Here is a 16,892-nt window from a genome sequence, read left to right as displayed (position 1 = left end):
TATTATTGTCCTCCTGCCGCAACAACTTGATTGCTTAGGCTTGGAAAGCCCTCTGCTTGTATAACCACTTGATCACCCGGTTGGATGGTGGCGCGTTGATGAGGAGTACCGATTAGGATCACATCACCTGCTTTTAATGTTGCAAACTCACTTAATGCAGCCACTAATTCATAGGCATCACGTACTAGATCTTTGGTGGACCAACGGTCGGCTTCTTTGCCATTAATCAATGTAATGATCTCAACCGGAGAAGTTAATGTTGCTGTAGTCATCTCACCGATTGGGCAGAAGCTATCACAGCATTTGGCTTTGATTGCTGGGCGGTAAAATGAGTCTTCAGGCAGACTAACTTCATTGGCTAATGCAAACCCTGCAATGTAATTTTTTGCCTCAGTTTGACTGACTTTACGTGCATCTTTACCGATGATTAAGGCAAGTGTTGCGCCACTTTTAACGGTCTCACCAGCTGGATGTAAAATATTATCGCCTGAATTAATTAGCGTATTACGCGGCTTAATAAACCACACAGGTGTTTTAGGTGGGGTTTTATAAGGGGCTTGCCCGAAAGCCTCATGCCAGTGCGTAATTTGGCTTTGGTGGTTGAGGGCAACGGCAAAAACAGTGCCTTTCATTGACAACTCCTTACTCATAAATCGAAGATTTCGAATGATTGTTAATATATTAATAATGTATTAATTAGAAATTGGCAATAGACTAATGCATTTGTTAATTTTAATTGTGATCTCTTTAACATATTCATGTTTTTTGAGTGTAACCCCTTAATATTCAGTGTGTTGATATTTTTGCTTATTTTTTATTGTAACTTTTCGTTAACTTTCTTGAGGGGGATTAAATTATTTACTCATTAATATTTTAGGGTTTTTCTTTGTGATTGTTATTTTACCGTGCTAACCTTGCTTTTAAGCGATGAGAATAATTGAGAGTATCGCTATCACTGAGAGTGAATTTACGACGTAAAAGCGCAATACATGAAGTGGTGCCAAGAACTTGGTACTAATTAAACATTATAGAGTGGTGGGTTTTAGACTTATGCATGAATCATTGACAATTGCATTATTACAGGCGAGAGAGACTGCAATGGGATTCTTTCGGCCTATTTTAAAGTCATACAATTTGACTGAACAGCAATGGCGTATTATTCGGGTTCTTGCGGATAAGCGCTCTATTGATTTCCATGAGTTATCGGTTCAAACCTGCATTCTTCGCCCGAGTTTGACGGGAATTTTGACTCGAATGGAACGTGAGGGGTTAATTTTTCGTTTAAAACCTCTCAATGATCAGCGCAAACTGTATGTGTCCCTGACACCTAATGGGCAGGAGCTTTATGATAAAGCACGCCAAGAAGTGGAAGAAGGATATCAAAAAATTGAACAAGCGTTTTCTCATGAAAAAATGCAACGTTTAACGGAATTACTTGATGAATTGATTGCATTAGAAAGCCCTGACTACAGTAATATCACTGATAAAAGAGAAACTGCCTGAGGTACTTCCTTTTATTAACAATAAAATGGTATTGGTTATTACAGCTAATACCATTTTACCCATGCACTCTTTTGATGGAGAGGTTTTTATCTTTTCAGATAAAAGTGTTTTATGTGGGCAAGTTATTATAGATTGACTTGTATAAACTCTTGAGCGCTGACCATTCTATACTCGTCATACTTCAAGATGCAGGATTGTTGACTGCGCTACGCTCGCCGAGTCATAGAGTTTATCTATGCTCCCCGTCTATCTTCGCTTGTCGCCTATTTGCATCTCGAATTATTTAGAGTATATACTCGTCATACTTCAAGATGCAGGGTTGTTGACTGCGCTATGCTCGCCGAGTCACATAATTTATCTATGCTCCCCGTCTATCTTCGCTTGTCGCCTACCTGCATCCCGAATTATTTAGAGTATAGGTATGTGGTATTTAGGACGTAAAATATAACTTTTGAATTTTTCATCTTTAGATGACCTAATGAAATCAATTAAGTGTAACGCCAAACCTTGTTTCATATCATTTTGACTAAAGATAGGAGCAGCGTGTTCAATAAATGGTGTAATAACTGTGAGCTGCAATAATTCTTTTGAAAAATACTGAATCGTACGTGTATTCATATTCACAAGAATGTTGACGCGCTTCAGAACTAATAGTTACGTTAGTCATGCTAGTGACTAAATTAGAGAAATTATTGTTGGAAGACTCTCGGTTTCTAAAGAGATGTTTGGATAAGGTAATTGAATTTTTGCACACTGAAAATATAAGTTAACTCCTTCAAATAAAAGTAACTTTACTTGAAAAGGAAATGCTTCCTTTAAAAAATGGGGCATCAGATTATTTTTGCATAAATTCTGATGCCCTAAGAGTTATTTACTTACCTAACAAATGTAAGAAGTGAATATGTTTTTCATATTGATCGAGAATATCATGAATGATTTGTTCTTTGGTCCAGCCCATAACATCATAATCTTGACCACCTTCTTTTAAGTGGATTTCTGCTCGATAGTATTTTTGCTCTTCATTTTTCTCTTCGTCACTATCATCCCCCATGCCTGCAAGTGCGAATGCAGGTTGTACATAATAGCGTAGGCGAACTTCATATAGGAAGTTCATGTCTTCACCTAAATCGACTTCAAAACCAATTCGGTCATCTTTATCATTATGGATATGGCATGTTGTACCCTGTTTAGCTAATTCTTCAGAGACCATTTCCATTGATGGATAAACGACTTCACCTAAGAAACGTTTTACCTGATTACGTTTTGGAAAATAAGCGATATTACGCAAGCGTCGTTGCCACGGAATTGGGTTACGGCTCGCGGTAGGTGCGATAGTGGCTAATTGTTGGCTATCTCGCTTGTAGGCATCAACACGCAATGCTTTGAATAACCCATAGATGGCAACAAGTAATACCATCGCGAAAGGTAGAGCACTAGCGATAGTCAATGTTTGCAAAGCCTGTAGACCACCCGCAAGTAACAGAGTGATAGCAACGACGCCCATCAGCCCGGCCCAAAAGATACGTTGCCAAACAGGGGTGTTTGAGTCTCCGCCTGATGCTAAGGTATCAACCACCATTGCACCCGAATCCGCGGAGGTAACGAAAAAGACAATGACCATTAGCATTGCAAAAAATGACAATACAGTAGAAAACGGGAAGTAGGTTAAAAACTCAAACAGCGCGAGCGAAACATCCGACTGAACAGTTTCAGCCAATTTTACTGCGCCTTGGTTTTGGATCAGGTTAATCGCAGTATTACCAAAAAAGGTCATCCACATGAGTGTAAACCCTGCTGGTACAAACAATACCCCTGTGACAAATTCACGGATTGTACGACCGCGCGAAATACGGGCAATAAACATACCGACAAAAGGAGACCATGATAGCCACCAGCCCCAATAGAGGAGGGTCCATCCACCTAACCAATCACTAGACTTAGGCTCATAGGCATAGAGGTTAAAGGTTTTACTCACGATCTCGGATAAATAGCCCCCAGTGTTTTCGACAAATGACTTTAATAGCAAAACGGTTGGGCCAAGAATTAGCACTAGCAACAGCAAGATAAAAGCTAAACCTAAGTTTAGTTCAGACAGAATACGAATGCCTTTATCTAACCCTGAAACTACAGAAATCGTCGCTAGACAAGTAAAGATCACGATAAGAGCAACCTGCACCATAGGGGTTACAGGTAAACCAAATAGGTGGTTCATCCCTGCGTTAACTTGCAAAACGCCGAACCCAAGTGAAGTTGCGACACCAAAAACTGTCCCTACAACGGCGAAAATATCGACAAAATGCCCGATCGGTCCGTAAATGCGTTCACCAATAATTGGATACAAAGCCGAACGCAATGTGAGTGGTAACCCATGGCGGTAGCTGAAAAATGCCAGGATCAATGCAACAATGGCATAAATAGCCCATGCATGTAGACCCCAATGGAAAAAGGTCAAGCGCATAGCTTCTTTAGCGGCTTCAACTGTCTGGGGATCACCAATCGGTGGGTTTAGGTAGTGCATCACCGGTTCTGCAACACCAAAGAACATTAAGCCTATACCCATGCCTGCTGAAAAGAGCATTGCAAACCAAGAAACATAACTAAAGTTAGGTTGTGCATGATCAGGGCCTAATTTTATTTGCCCATATCGAGAGAGTCCCAGATAAGTCACACTCAATAAAATGATAGCAACGGCTAAAATGTAAAACCAACTAGCATTATTGAATAAATTTTGTTGAAGATGACTTAGATGAGATTCTGCTATTTCAGGCGCTAGGGCAGCGAAACCTACGATCACTAAGATAACCAAAGCGGAAGTATAAAATACAGGGGGGCTAATTTTTGAGCGAATTTTTTTTGAATCAGTATCAGTTTGACTCATAACAACCTTCTTAGATTTATTTTATTGTTTACATACCATACGGTGCATTGGGTATGCGGCGAACTGTCCTTCTTAATGAAACAATGAAAATTGCGAATGGGTTTCTAAAATAAGAAACGATAGAAAGAACATTAATAAACGAGTTCATCGAGATAGCTGAAAAGACAATTAAGGAACTGCCACTATCCACTATTTTGCTGATTATTACCCCCCAATAGAAAAAATAGGCAGATATACTGCCATATATAGAGCTTAAATTCAAATAAGTACGGGTAACCAGCTATTGTGAGTTAATGATATACTATTATTAATCATACAATTAAGAGTGATAATTACTATGATTTAGCTGATTAAATAAAAAGTTATATAAGATGAGTGAAATGCGTAATTATGTTAATTTTGAGGAGGCAGGTAATCTTCTAAATCACCTGACTATATTTATGCTTCTTACTCTTCAAATTACCGCGCTTTGAGCTGAAGTATGGCTTATATCAGTCACTCTGTTGTCTATGTTGCTCGCGACCTACTCAGTTATCATTTTACGCTTCTCCAAATGATATGGAGCATTCACTTTTAGGGAATGAGTAAAACAGGTTATCTCAATTGGCTATCTTTACTTGCTCGGCGATTATAACCACTGAAAGTCGCATTCTTTTTATCAAGCGCACTTTGGCAAGCAATACAAAGTTGCACTCCAGGAAGTGCTTGGCGTCGTGCTACAGGGATAGCTTCACCACATTCAATACAAAATTCGGCGCTTTCTCCTGAATGAAGTTGGCTACGCGCTTTAGCAACGGCGTCATCCAATGTTGCATCGATTTGTTCTTGAACGGCATTTTCATTTGCCCAACCGTTAGCCATAAAGACCTCCAATAATAGGACAGAAAAGGCTTACCTATAGAGTAACGGCATTTACGCTAGCTTAATGGTAATACCATATAAATATGATCCATTCCGTCTTCATCGTACATTTCACCTTCGGTTTGATAACCTAAAGTTTCATAAAAAACAATTGCGGTATGCTGTGCTGATAAGCCGATCGTGTGAAATTGGTGTTCTTTTGCATATTGCTCAACGAATCTCATTAACTTACGACCTAGCCCTTTACCTCTATGTTGTTTGAGTACGGCAACACGACCAACTTTAATTTGGCCATCTGAATGTAATATACAGCGTAATACCGCGGCAGGGGTATCTTCTAGGTATAGTACAACGTGTAAAGCGTGTTTATCATATTCATCAATATCAATTTCAGCGGGGAAGCCTTGTTCATGAGTAAAAACTTGTTGGCGTAATTCGAATGCATCATCGACGAGTTCAGGAGAAGAGTGGCCTAGGCTATATTTTATCTGCATATTGATGTCCATTTGGTGTAAAAATCATAAAGGTATCATAGCGATACCATAGAATAAACCAATACGTTTTTTGTGCTATTTGGTTACATCATGTTCAACAAAAAACAGGTCAATTGACCTGTTTTTTGTTGAAGCTATTTAACCGAAGAAGCTATTTATTTTCTGACTTAAGCTCTTCAGTTTTATTTTTGACATCAGTAGCTAGTTCATCGGCCTTATTAATGGCATCAGTCTTAATTTCTTGGCTCTTTTCAGAGACTTTATCATCGGCTTCTGATAGTTTGCTTTTTGCACTCTCAGTTAATTCATCGGCTTTTTTATCGGCTGAATCCTTAAGTTCTGATGCTTTATCTGAAGCTTGTTTTTCGAGTTCATTTGCTTTTTGTTGACCCGAATCCTTTAATTGCTCTGCTTTTTCTTCAACCTGCTTCATTGTTTCATCAGTTTTTGAAGAGTCGTCACAACCCGCAGCCATAGAGATGATACCAGCGAAAATAAGGGCACCTAATATTTTCTTTTTCATAAATATATCCTTTAGCATGTTATGAGTGGGACAAGGATGCATATAGCATTTATATAAATATAACGTATATTCAACATAATTTAAAATAAGTGGGCTCCGAAAATAAGCTGTAAGAGCAGATGATAGGGAGTATGCTATTGTCATATTGATTAAAACGTATAAAAAACAATAATAGAGCTAAAGGAAATAGGATATGAGTTATTATTATCTACTTGTGATCATTAAATTTATCATTGGTTTCGCTATTGTTCTTAGTCATATGAATCTTTCAGGGAAAACGCAGTTATCACAAATGACACCGATTGATTTCATTGGTAACTTTGTTTTAGGTGGAATAATTGGGGGGGTAATTTATAGTGACACTATCCCTTTATATCAGTATGTTATTATCTTGCTTATTGGTGTCTCATTTATTTCAGGACTAAACTATTTAACTAAAAAGTTTAATTTTATCCGCAATGTTACTATTGGTAATCCCATCCCTATTATTAATAAAGGGAAATTTATCATGGAAAACATACTTGAGAAGGGAAATAAAATTGATATTTTGAATATTTCCTCACGGATACACGCACAAGGTGTTCATTCATTTCAAGAAATTTATTATGCTCAAATTGAACCTGATGGGCAGCTCACTGTTATTTGTGATCCAACCAATATGCCCTCAGTGATTGTGATGAAGGACGGGGTGGCTAGGTTAAATGAATTACGATCTGTAGAGAAAGATGAAGAGTGGTTAAATCAACAAATGCAGGCGCAGGGGATTAATGAGCCTGATTCGGTATTTCTTGCGGAGTTTTGGCAAGGAGAAGTTAAGTTTATTTTGAAAGATGGCAAAATACAGTAGTCAGATTATTTGTATATAAAATGGGAAGCCTGATAGCTTCCCATTTTGGGGTCGATATTATTTATTTAAATCATCATATAATTTAAGTGATGATTTATTTTCAGGGTCACCAATGTAGCGTGGCTGTGACTCAAATTCATTACTAAATAAGCTTCTCTGCGGGATATAACCTTGATAGTTGAACCCAGCTAAATCAGACCATGAGTAAATAAAATCCATTGTACTATAGGGTCTGCTGGTTTTATTGTTTAAATCCAATTGATGGGTTTGTAGCCATTCAGGTGATTGCCATACAATAAATGGCACGTTGTACATAACTTTAGTTGGCTTTCCTTCCGTACGGCCTAGTGTTTCATGCGGTGGTGTATCGAAAACATCCTCACCATGGTCTGAGAAGAAAACTAAAAATCCATTCTCTTTTGATGAATCAAAATCTTTTATCAAGGTTGAAACAACATAGTCGTTGTAATGCTGCGCATTATCATAAGCATTGTAGTCTTTGACTTGGTCATCATTTAGATTACTTGGTACTAGGCTATCTCTATTTTTAAAAATAGCTTGATTTTCTGGGTAACGGAACTCATAACGCATATGAGTGCCAAGTAAATGAACAACGATAAATTTTTTCTCAGCAGGATCCGCAAGTGCAGCTTTAAACGGTGCGAATACGACATCATCATAAATTCTAGAGCTTTGTGCCATATCGTTATTTAAATAATACTGTTTATCAGTTTGACGTGAAAATGCGGTTAATAACGTATTACGCTCAGTCATGGTTTGCTGATTAGTGATCCAAAATGTTTTGAAGCCAGCTTGTTTCATCATATTCATGATTGAGGGACGTGAATTAAATAAATCAGGTTCTGTTTGCGAAGCAAATGTTAAGATTTGCTGTAATGCTTCAATCGTATAAGGCCGCGAAGTAACAACATCATTGAACACCGACAAGTTATCTGGGTAGTTTTGTTTTAATTGAACTAACTCGGGGGTTGTTGGGCGCTGATATCCATACAAGCTCATCCTGTCGCGACTTGTGGATTCACCGATCACCAGCACAAAGGTTCTTGGCGTATTGCCGTTAGAATCAACAAAATTCTCTAATGGTGGAATTTTACTGTTATCACGGATTAGTTCTTCCATATTCGCGAGTTGGTTTTTATATAGGAAATATCCACTCACAAACTGCCAAGGCGCTGCATAAGCCAATTTACTATTAATATATGATATGACATTGGCCATTGGTCTGTCTTGCTTAATACCCTTATTATAATAAGGTGCGCCAAATAATATTGCTAAAACGAGTAATGATACTAGCATGCGGGCAGGAACTGGCATGTTAACGGGTTTTAGGCGCGTCCATAAGAAAATAGCAATTAGGGTATAAATGAGAATCACCGCAACTACCTTAACGCTAAGATACTGCTGTAAAAATTCTCCTGCCTCATTGGTATTGGTTTCAAACATGACAAACATGACGCTCTGTGAAATTTGATGGCCATAAACCACAAAATAAGCAAGCGCGATAACAGATGAAAGCCAAAGAATAATACCAATAATACCTGCAACCAATCTAATCCGTTGGGGGAAGAATAAGGCCGGTACTAACCAAAGTGTACTGTACAATAATGAATCTCTAAGCCCAATAGTATTGCTTTGCCCCGTCACAACTACGTAGATTTGCAATAGCGAGGAAAAATACCAGAAGTAGATGAGAAGCCAAAATAAGGCTGACCAGCTAAATCTTTTTGCTTGTGTAGAATTAACCATAATTTATTAAACTCTTATTCTTAAGTTAAGTTAGGTAATAAGAAAAAATGCAGAAAATCGATTTTTAGATATGAGTTTAATAGTTAAGTTCAATAAAATGATTAGCTAGTTATTGATTTTTAAATTGATTGATATTTGGTTTAAGTTAATGGTTTTTCATCATTTTATGATGGGTTATGGCGATGGCGTGCTTACCATCAAGATGTACTAAATCATTTTCGTTGATGTCTGTGTTACATGCCGTAAGCCAAATTGAAAGGAATGCGTATTGGCAGCTAACATCATTGCGTAACATGTGATATATAGAGGGTTCCATGTATTCCTATCTGATCACAGGGTGAGGGTAAAATGTCAGATAACGCATTTATTGTTTTTCTGAAATCATCCCTATTTATTCGACTTGTCCTTTCAATACTTATCATCGTTGACGGTTATATGATTATTACCCCTGTTTTTGGGGCTTATACCGATTATATTGATTGGCGTGCAAATGGCTTTAGTGAGTGGCTTAAATCTCTTGGATTTATGAAACTACTTGATATTCCAAGATTTCTTCTTGGTATTTCATTGATTTTTTTATCGTTATTTATGCTTAATGGTGCGCGTATCGCATGGGTGTTTTCGTTATTTCTATTGGCAATTATTTCATTTGTAGATTTAAAAATCGCGACAGAAAACATTCATCAAGGCTATTTTTCTTTAGGTTTATTTAGTGCATTAAGTGTGTTTTGGAGACGATATCATCATCATAGTTTAACCAGTGCTGGCTTTGTGGCAGTCACCTGTATCATTGCTTTGTTGCTCTATTCTATTTTTGGCACACTTTATATTGGTAATGAATTTTTACCTGTTGTAAAAGATGGAACAACAGCTTTCTATTTTGCTTTAGTTTGTATGACAACAGTTGGTTTTGGCGATATTGTTCCTGTGTCAACAGATGCTAGAGTGTTTACTGTTACAGTGATCATTCTTGGAATTACTATATTTACAACATCAGTGGTTTATGTTGTTGGATTGTTAGCTAAAGGGACAAAGGAAATTGTTCGTAAGAGGTTTTCTTATATGAAGAATCATTATGTTGTTATTGGTAGTACACCAACGGCAGTCAGTGTATATCAAGGGTTAAAAAATCGAGATCTTCCTGTCGCTGTGATTTGTCAAGAGAGCCATCGGACACATTATCCAGAGAAAGATAATATAGTGACGGGTGATCCCACAAGTACAGCACTATTAGCTGAAGCGAATGTTAAGCAAGCGCAATATGTATTAATTATGACGGATAGTGATGCGTTAAGTACGTTCGTATTATTAGGTGTTAAACAATTAGTTAATGCAAATAAAGATGTAAAAACGATCGTTCTCGTTAACCAAGAAAGTAATATGGATAAAATTCGCCTACTAGAACCTGATATGTTGTTTTCACTTTCTTCGCTCGGTGGTGAGGTTTTGATGAGGGTACTTTGTGGTGAAACAATATCGAATGCTAGTATGAGTGATATTCTGTTAAATAAAATGGTGAAAAATTAATAAATTCAAGAGATTAATAGAATGAAAGCGCTATACCATTATCAAGTAAATTAGTTATCAGCGCCAAAGGAGGCTGCTTTTAAGCAGCTTAGTTTTACAGTTCTTCCTAAGAAAATTTTATAGGGAAGGAAATAATGGTACAAGTGAAACGATATTATTACATGTGATGTTTGAGTTCATAACAGTAGGTAAGGGTAATGTTATGTTGTAGTAGTCTCTATTTATTATTTTACACGTGGATATTATTTAGCATTGATTGTATTTAGGGAATAACCTTGCAGTTAATTTATGACTATTGCAATCGTAGCTAATTTAAATATTAATATAGACAATCGATAATGTGAATAAAAATTGTTATCTGTAACGTATAAAGCAAGGTAAAATTATTGTTAAATAAAAGCTGAATAAATGTCATGTATAAAGTAATATTTTAACATTTTTAATATAACTAATTGTAATATAGGGTGTTTTAATAATGGTGAAAGTGATTTGAATATATTGATTAGCGTCTTAAGTAACTAACAGTAAAACTATCAGCCTTATTTCTTTAGTTGTTTCAAATTATTTTGAAATTATAATTTTAAATATTTATGTAAGTATTTTTTGTTTTTTGAGAATGGAAATTTAAAGTTTATAGTTTTCTATAAGATAATAATGCTAATTGTAAGTTAAGTTTTATATTTTTTATACATTGACATAATTTAAATTAACCGCTTAATTTGTTTTTTTGTATAATTAAATTAAGAATAGAACAGCAATCACATAAGGTGGTATCGATGGATAATTTAGATTTGAACAGCATGGTTTCACTATACTTTAAAAATCTTAGAAAAAAGCAACGAATAAAAGGTTATGAGTTAGCCAAAAAATTAGGCCTTAGTCAGCAGCAACTATCTCGCTATGAGACAGGAAAAGTTAACTTCAATATCACGTTAATCAATCAGTTAATGATAGAGTTAGAGGGTAATTGGGCTGATTTTATAAACAAAACTGTTAACGTTAACAATCAATTGAAGCTTGAGCAATCTATAGAAAATGAAGATATTTATTTGAAAATACTCAGTAAAAATTCAAAAAACGCTTGGGCATAACTAACTGTAAACACAAAGAATTAGATTATTCGGTTGCATATGTTGAGTATCAGTTCACGTGGAAGGCTATTGGTTATATGGTTTCGGATAGTGATTTTTATCTAACGGTAGTGATAGAATGCAATAGCTTTATATGATGCAGTTATGTTAAGAAAGACGAATGCAAATTAGTTTATATCAGTAGTTATCAGCTCATTCATGAGAATTTTAAAGATTAAGGCAATTTATATGATTGTTTAACCTGAATATAGGATATGAATGAGCTGAAATTGATTATCTAAAAATATCCATGATGGTTTTTAGCCATGTTGAGATATTTGTTGACTGTTTACACGGTGGCATATCGAGCTGTTTTGAATAGAAAACAGCTTAGTATACATATTACAAACCATTAAGATAAATCTTAAAAAAGACAGCTTCAATGTAAAAAACGCGTATTATGAGTAATTTGAATCAAAAATCATTTTTTGATAGAGTGTTTTTTGATCAAAATAGGCTAGATATGAGTATTTTTTCTGTGTGAATATTTTTAAATGTATCTAAATGTAAATAATCGAACTCTAGTTTTGTATTGGTTTTTTGTATTCCATTGTTATATTTAGTATTTTATTTTTCATTCTTAATGAAATGTAAAAAAGCCTTGTTTTAATAGTTTTCTACTTTTTGTTTGTGGATTTTGATTCTCTAAATCAATTATACAAAGATAGTTGTTGGTTTTACTATCTTCCTAACAAATATTTGCGCATAACTTTAACTGTATTTATTAATGCATACTTATTTTTATATAAGGCTGGGATTTATGGATTATCTTGCAGATGAAATAAACAAAAAAATAGGGCTATATATAAGAAAAATAAGGAAAGAAAAAAGTCTATCAGGATGTCAGCTAGCGATGATGTTAAATGTCAGTCAACAGCAAGTGTCTCGTTATGAAACAGGGCAAACAAAACTCACTTTTGAAATAGTCGATAATATTCTAACTATTTTACACAAATCATGGCGAGATTTATTTAATACTGTCATGGATGAGCATGATAATAAAAGAATTAATGAGGCTATCAATAAAGATAGAACATATTATCAAATAGTTAGTAATACCTCGAATAAGTTGTGGAACTAGCTTGATTTTATTAAGATTTAATCTGGTATGCTAGGTAATAAAAATTCACATAAAGAAAATAAATTTTTGGTTGGTATTACTTATTAATGAAATAGGTAATATCAATCATGAATTATCATTTTAGTATGGATGTTTGTCTTATTTAAAGAACATCGGATTTATTCGATGGTCATGGTTTTTATTTTTTATAATTTTGTTTGATTACATTTAATAAAGGATCCTGATAACAGTATTCTTTGTACTATGTATTTAATTTTGTCACAGATATAAATAGAGAGAATAATATGTTCAATAAAAAATTGCCGTCAGTATTACTGTCCACTATTATTGCCGCATCTTTTGCTACAGTTGCACATGCAGAGACACGTACTGCTCAAGCAACAGCAACATGGCAAGCAACTGCGATCAAAGATACAACTAGCATGCTAGTTGTTACTCCATTAAAAAGCTTAACCTTTAATTATGCAGAAGGACAAAAAAGCTTTAACCAGCAAAATGGTGCGTTTGATATTGCTATTCAAGGGCAAGCCGGTGCAACAGATTTTAAACTAGCATCAAAAATTATTGCCAATACATTAGCAAGAACAACTGATGATTCTAAATTAACAGTTGGTGTTAAATGGAACGGTGCGGATTTAAGTAAAACAACAGATACCGTTTTAATCGATACCTCTAAAAATTTGACATCGGGCTTAGATAATTTAGCGGCTAATGGTGTTTATAATGGCTCAGAGCGTGCAACTGACCGCGGTGAATTTACATTTGTTATTGCTGGTGCAGAAACGGGAGGAGCAGCAACTGATTTTAAATCACTGACTGATGGTACTTGGGATGGTGATGTAAAGGTTCAGTTTACTGCGACTTGGGATGGTGATTTTACTCCGGCTCCAAATCCAAATCCAGAGTCAGGTTCTGACGCATAGTATCCAATTGATTAAATATTCAAGTACAGCAAACATAGCTCACAAAATATTAATTGTTAGTTAAGTTAATGCTGTAATTTAATGTATGACGTTTAATATCGCGATAAAGATAGTATAAGGAAATAGTATCTTTATCGTCATTATTTTTAAGTTTTATTATGATGAGAAAAATAACTTTAGTCACTATTTTAATGTTATTACCATTTAAAAGTAGTTTTGCCATCAATGTTGGTAATATTACTGAAATTATTGATGCTAATAATAGTACCTTAGCTAAAGAAGTAGAGAATACTGTTGCTACGGCAAGATTGGTTAATTTAAGTATTGAGAAAATAGATTCACCATTAGATAACGGAAAGGTTTTACCAATCAGTGATCCTAATGAAATATTATCAACACCTGCAAATTTAATTTTACCAGGTAATGCAAGAGATATATTTAAGATTATTTATCAAGGGCCTAAAGATGATAAAGAGCGATACTATCGATTAAATTGGAAAGATGATCCGATAGGTGAAAGTGGAGCAACCAAAAGTGCAAAATCAGCATCAGCTACAACATCTGCAACTATTAGCACTATATTGGTTGTCGCACCAAGAATCGAACGGTTCGATTATAAATATGAAAATTCACAAGTTTCTAATTTAGGAAATAGTTCTTTCAGAGTTGTTGCTTCTGGTCCATGTTTGGCTTCAAAGAAAGAAAGTGGCGTAGATGGTATTTGCCGAGAGCGTTATTACCTTATGCCTCATTTAGCAGTGAAATTACAGCTTGTCGATCTCACAAATAAAAAATCTAGCGTAGGTATTTGGCACAAAGGAGAGTTCATTGTTGTCAAATAACTAGAATGGGCTTTAATCATGCGTAAGAGTGTTATTGCGATATCAATATTGAGTATTATTTTTTCAGGCTCTATTCATGCCAATGGAATAAAAAGTTTAAAAATTGGTGGATATATTATTCCTCCTGCATTCGTTATTGCATTAGAGGAAGGGATGACTGTACCTGTATTCCTACGATTAAAGGATGCAGATAAAAATAATCAAAGTGAAGATAAGATAGCAGATGCGGTCATTGTTATCGATCAGGATAAGATAAAGCTATCGAGTATTCATCTTATTGATAATACGCAAGGGCCTAAACTCAATGAGCAATTAGTAGAGAAAATAGATAATCAACAAAATGCTTTTTTTAATGAAAGTAATGGTATCGTGATTAGCCGTGATGCAGTACTACAATTGAATATCTCTTCTTTTAACTTATCTTTGGATGTTGATAAGCAAGCATTTTCGCCTAAAGAACGTATAAGACAATCCTCATTAGGAAACTCTTCTGTTGATTCAGTCTCAGCAGTCGCTAACTATGATCTCGGTATTTTTCAAAGCCAAGTCAAAAATGCTAACAATACGTCTAGTAGCTATTTCAATTTAGATACCTTATTTGCGCTTGCAGAACACCATATGAATATTAATGCTTCTGCTTACAGTATTGGTAAATCGAATTCAAATGTTGAACTCTATCGAGCAATGTATGAGCGTGATTTTGGTGGCTTGCGTTTTGCGCTTGGATTAATGAGCACATGGAATTTACAGTCTATCGCTAGTTTGACTACGTTAAGCAGTAGCAAAATTTATGCGGTCTCAGTAGGTAATAATTCCTCAAGTCTTATGGTTAATAAGCAGCAGTCTTTAACACCAATTTATGCATTTTTGAATAGCCCTGGTGAAGTACGAATATATCGACAAGGTAAGTTGTTAAATATTCAAAACTTCCCTATGGGTAACTATGAGGTTGATACTAGCGTATTACCTTATGGTATTTATGATGTCACGATTGAAACTGTTGTTGATGGTAAAGTTGTGACGACACAAAACCAAACTATTAATAAATCATTTGGTGCTATGGGGAGAAATTTTGATAAGACCAATTGGGAAATTTATGGTGGTTATGTTGATTTCGATAAGAAAAGTTATGTGAGAGGTGAAAACTCACATACTCAAACTCCAAATAAGAGCTATTTATTAGGTGCTTCGATAGCAAAAAGTTTTCCGATATTCTCAGGATTGAGTTTAACCATGTCTAACTATGGTTTTGATAAGTTCTTAGTCAATGAAACCAGTATTAATGTTGCTTTAAATGAGCACTTATCAATTTCTTGGCAAAGTATGTTGGAAAACCATGGAAGTCATCGGAATATTGGCACTATTTCTGTAAATTTACCGGATGGTTATGCCTCATTATGGGCGTCGAGGGAGAAGACAGTCATAAAAGGTGATTTGCCACTTTATGATGCAGATAGCTATTCTTATGGTGGTACTTTTAATTTTGATAAAGTGATTGATAGAGCAGGAAGCTTTACTATTAGTAATACCAAAGATCGCCGCGTTGGCAGTGATTCGATTAACTATGAATATGCGAATACATTATTTTCTGGACGTTACGGGACCGTCGGGCTAAGAGCGGGTGTTCAGCGTTACCATTATGATAATCAAAGCAGTACTAATGAAAAATATATTAATCTTGATTTTTCTTTGCCGTTATCCACTTGGTTAAGCACTGGTGTTTCTTCTACGAACGGTAACGTAAAGGCCAATATTTATGCGAATAAAAACTTTGATGATTCTGCAATCACGAATGCAGGGGTATCTGTTTCTAAATTAGTCCGAGATAAAAACAACGGTGAGTCAGACTTCTCAACATTAGCTTATGCTTCTTACGATATGAAATATAACTCAGGTACGATCACATTAAATCGACCTGATAATGATAGGTTTAATGGTAATTATACTTCTCGTGGCTCTATTGCTTATAGTAATGGCATGGTGACACCAAGTGGACAGCAAGGAAAATCAGGGGTGATTATTAACTCTGACATTAACGGTGCTGGAAGTATGGTGGCGAAGGTCAACGGTCAAAATTATCCTATTAGTGGAAAAAATACATTTATCCCTCTATCGCCTTATTCTGACTACGACATTCAATTAATGAATGATGGTAAGTCGAAAGATAGCTTCGATATTGTGTCAGGAAGGAACAAATCTGTCACTTTATATCCGGGGAATATTGCTTTTTATCAGCCGGAAGTTAGGCAATTAATCACTGTTTTCGGTCGTCTTAAATCACCAGATGGTGAATTTATTAAATATGCTTCAATACGTAATCATATTGGAAGAACCAAGACGGATGAAAATGGTGAGTTTTCGATGGATGTTGATGTTCGCTACCCAGTTATTTCGCTCTTGCAAGAAGATGAAAAAACAATTTGTGAGGCCGATTTAAACCTACAAGGCGCTAGAGGCGCTTTGTGGGTAGGCGATGTCACCTGTGAGCCTCAATCTTCAATTGCGAAAAGATAAAG

General features: G+C 35.5%; 16 protein-coding genes. 8 read left to right on the top strand and 8 right to left on the bottom strand.

Annotated features, from left to right (window positions below; translation table 11 throughout):
* Positions 1 to 2: 2 nt before the first annotated feature.
* Positions 3 to 632 (bottom strand): fumarylacetoacetate hydrolase family protein, encoded by a 630-nt coding sequence (locus SC428_RS14755; protein ID WP_318708429.1) that lies wholly within the window; start codon positions 630 to 632, stop codon positions 3 to 5.
* Positions 633 to 1,050: 418 nt separating this feature from the next.
* Here SC428_RS14755 and hpaR point away from each other — a divergent pair, with 418 nt between their 5' ends.
* Positions 1,051 to 1,503, top strand: a complete 453-nt coding sequence (gene hpaR, locus SC428_RS14750) for a homoprotocatechuate degradation operon regulator HpaR (RefSeq protein WP_070926634.1) — start codon at positions 1,051 to 1,053, stop codon at positions 1,501 to 1,503.
* Between the two features lie 408 nt (positions 1,504 to 1,911).
* Here the strand turns inward: hpaR and SC428_RS22200 are convergent, their stop codons facing one another.
* The 5 genes from SC428_RS22200 to SC428_RS14730 form a co-directional block, all read right to left on the bottom strand.
* A complete protein-coding gene (locus SC428_RS22200) occupies positions 1,912 to 2,121 on the bottom strand; it encodes a T3SS effector OspC family protein (RefSeq protein ID WP_070926632.1) in 210 nt (69 codons plus the stop codon).
* A 253-nt stretch (positions 2,122 to 2,374) separates the two neighbouring features.
* Positions 2,375 to 4,381, bottom strand: a complete 2,007-nt coding sequence (locus SC428_RS14745; RefSeq protein WP_070926629.1) for a BCCT family transporter — start codon at positions 4,379 to 4,381, stop codon at positions 2,375 to 2,377.
* Between the two features lie 594 nt (positions 4,382 to 4,975).
* A complete protein-coding gene (locus SC428_RS14740) occupies positions 4,976 to 5,242 on the bottom strand; it encodes a DksA/TraR family C4-type zinc finger protein (RefSeq protein WP_070926627.1) in 267 nt (88 codons plus the stop codon).
* A 56-nt stretch (positions 5,243 to 5,298) separates the two neighbouring features.
* A complete protein-coding gene (locus SC428_RS14735; RefSeq protein WP_070926625.1) occupies positions 5,299 to 5,736 on the bottom strand; it encodes a GNAT family N-acetyltransferase in 438 nt (145 codons plus the stop codon).
* Between the two features lie 151 nt (positions 5,737 to 5,887).
* Positions 5,888 to 6,259: a hypothetical protein gene (locus SC428_RS14730; protein ID WP_070926623.1), complete on the bottom strand. Its 372-nt coding sequence runs from the start codon at positions 6,257 to 6,259 to the stop codon at positions 5,888 to 5,890.
* A 193-nt stretch (positions 6,260 to 6,452) separates the two neighbouring features.
* Between SC428_RS14730 and SC428_RS14725 the strand changes: the two genes are divergently transcribed.
* Complete coding sequence (locus SC428_RS14725; protein ID WP_070926621.1) at positions 6,453 to 7,106, top strand: DUF421 domain-containing protein; 654 nt, start codon at positions 6,453 to 6,455, stop codon at positions 7,104 to 7,106.
* Between the two features lie 57 nt (positions 7,107 to 7,163).
* Here the strand turns inward: SC428_RS14725 and cptA are convergent, their stop codons facing one another.
* Positions 7,164 to 8,873: a phosphoethanolamine transferase CptA gene (gene cptA, locus SC428_RS14720; RefSeq protein ID WP_283126697.1), complete on the bottom strand. Its 1,710-nt coding sequence runs from the start codon at positions 8,871 to 8,873 to the stop codon at positions 7,164 to 7,166.
* A 145-nt stretch (positions 8,874 to 9,018) separates the two neighbouring features.
* Positions 9,019 to 9,189, bottom strand: a complete 171-nt coding sequence (locus SC428_RS14715; protein WP_175442502.1) for a hypothetical protein — start codon at positions 9,187 to 9,189, stop codon at positions 9,019 to 9,021.
* Between the two features lie 32 nt (positions 9,190 to 9,221).
* Between SC428_RS14715 and SC428_RS14710 the strand changes: the two genes are divergently transcribed.
* The 6 genes from SC428_RS14710 to SC428_RS14685 all read left to right on the top strand — a co-directional run bounded on the left by SC428_RS14710 (position 9,222) and on the right by SC428_RS14685 (position 16,890).
* Entirely contained in the window at positions 9,222 to 10,400 is a 1,179-nt protein-coding gene (locus SC428_RS14710) for an ion channel (RefSeq protein WP_070926617.1), read from the top strand.
* A gap of 776 nt (positions 10,401 to 11,176) precedes the next feature.
* The gene (locus SC428_RS14705; protein ID WP_070926615.1) at positions 11,177 to 11,491 is read left to right on the top strand and encodes a helix-turn-helix domain-containing protein; all 315 of its coding nucleotides are present in this window, start codon (positions 11,177 to 11,179) and stop codon (positions 11,489 to 11,491) included.
* Positions 11,492 to 12,290: 799 nt separating this feature from the next.
* On the top strand, positions 12,291 to 12,611 hold the full coding sequence (locus tag SC428_RS14700; RefSeq protein WP_070926613.1) for a helix-turn-helix domain-containing protein: 321 nt from the start codon (positions 12,291 to 12,293) through the stop codon (positions 12,609 to 12,611).
* Positions 12,612 to 12,895: 284 nt separating this feature from the next.
* Entirely contained in the window at positions 12,896 to 13,534 is a 639-nt protein-coding gene (gene ecpA, locus SC428_RS14695; protein WP_070926611.1) for a common pilus major fimbrillin subunit EcpA, read from the top strand.
* Positions 13,535 to 13,695: 161 nt separating this feature from the next.
* Positions 13,696 to 14,376 (top strand): hypothetical protein, encoded by a 681-nt coding sequence (locus SC428_RS14690; protein ID WP_140187635.1) that lies wholly within the window; start codon positions 13,696 to 13,698, stop codon positions 14,374 to 14,376.
* A gap of 18 nt (positions 14,377 to 14,394) precedes the next feature.
* Complete coding sequence (locus tag SC428_RS14685; RefSeq protein WP_318708419.1) at positions 14,395 to 16,890, top strand: TcfC E-set like domain-containing protein; 2,496 nt, start codon at positions 14,395 to 14,397, stop codon at positions 16,888 to 16,890.
* Positions 16,891 to 16,892 lie beyond the last annotated feature (2 nt).

The sequence above is a fragment of the Providencia sp. 2023EL-00965 genome, from assembly GCF_033550225.1.
Lineage (GTDB): Bacteria > Pseudomonadota > Gammaproteobacteria > Enterobacterales > Enterobacteriaceae > Providencia > Providencia manganoxydans.
Note: the sequence above shows the minus strand (reverse complement) of the source record. Positions and strands in the feature narration are given on the sequence as shown.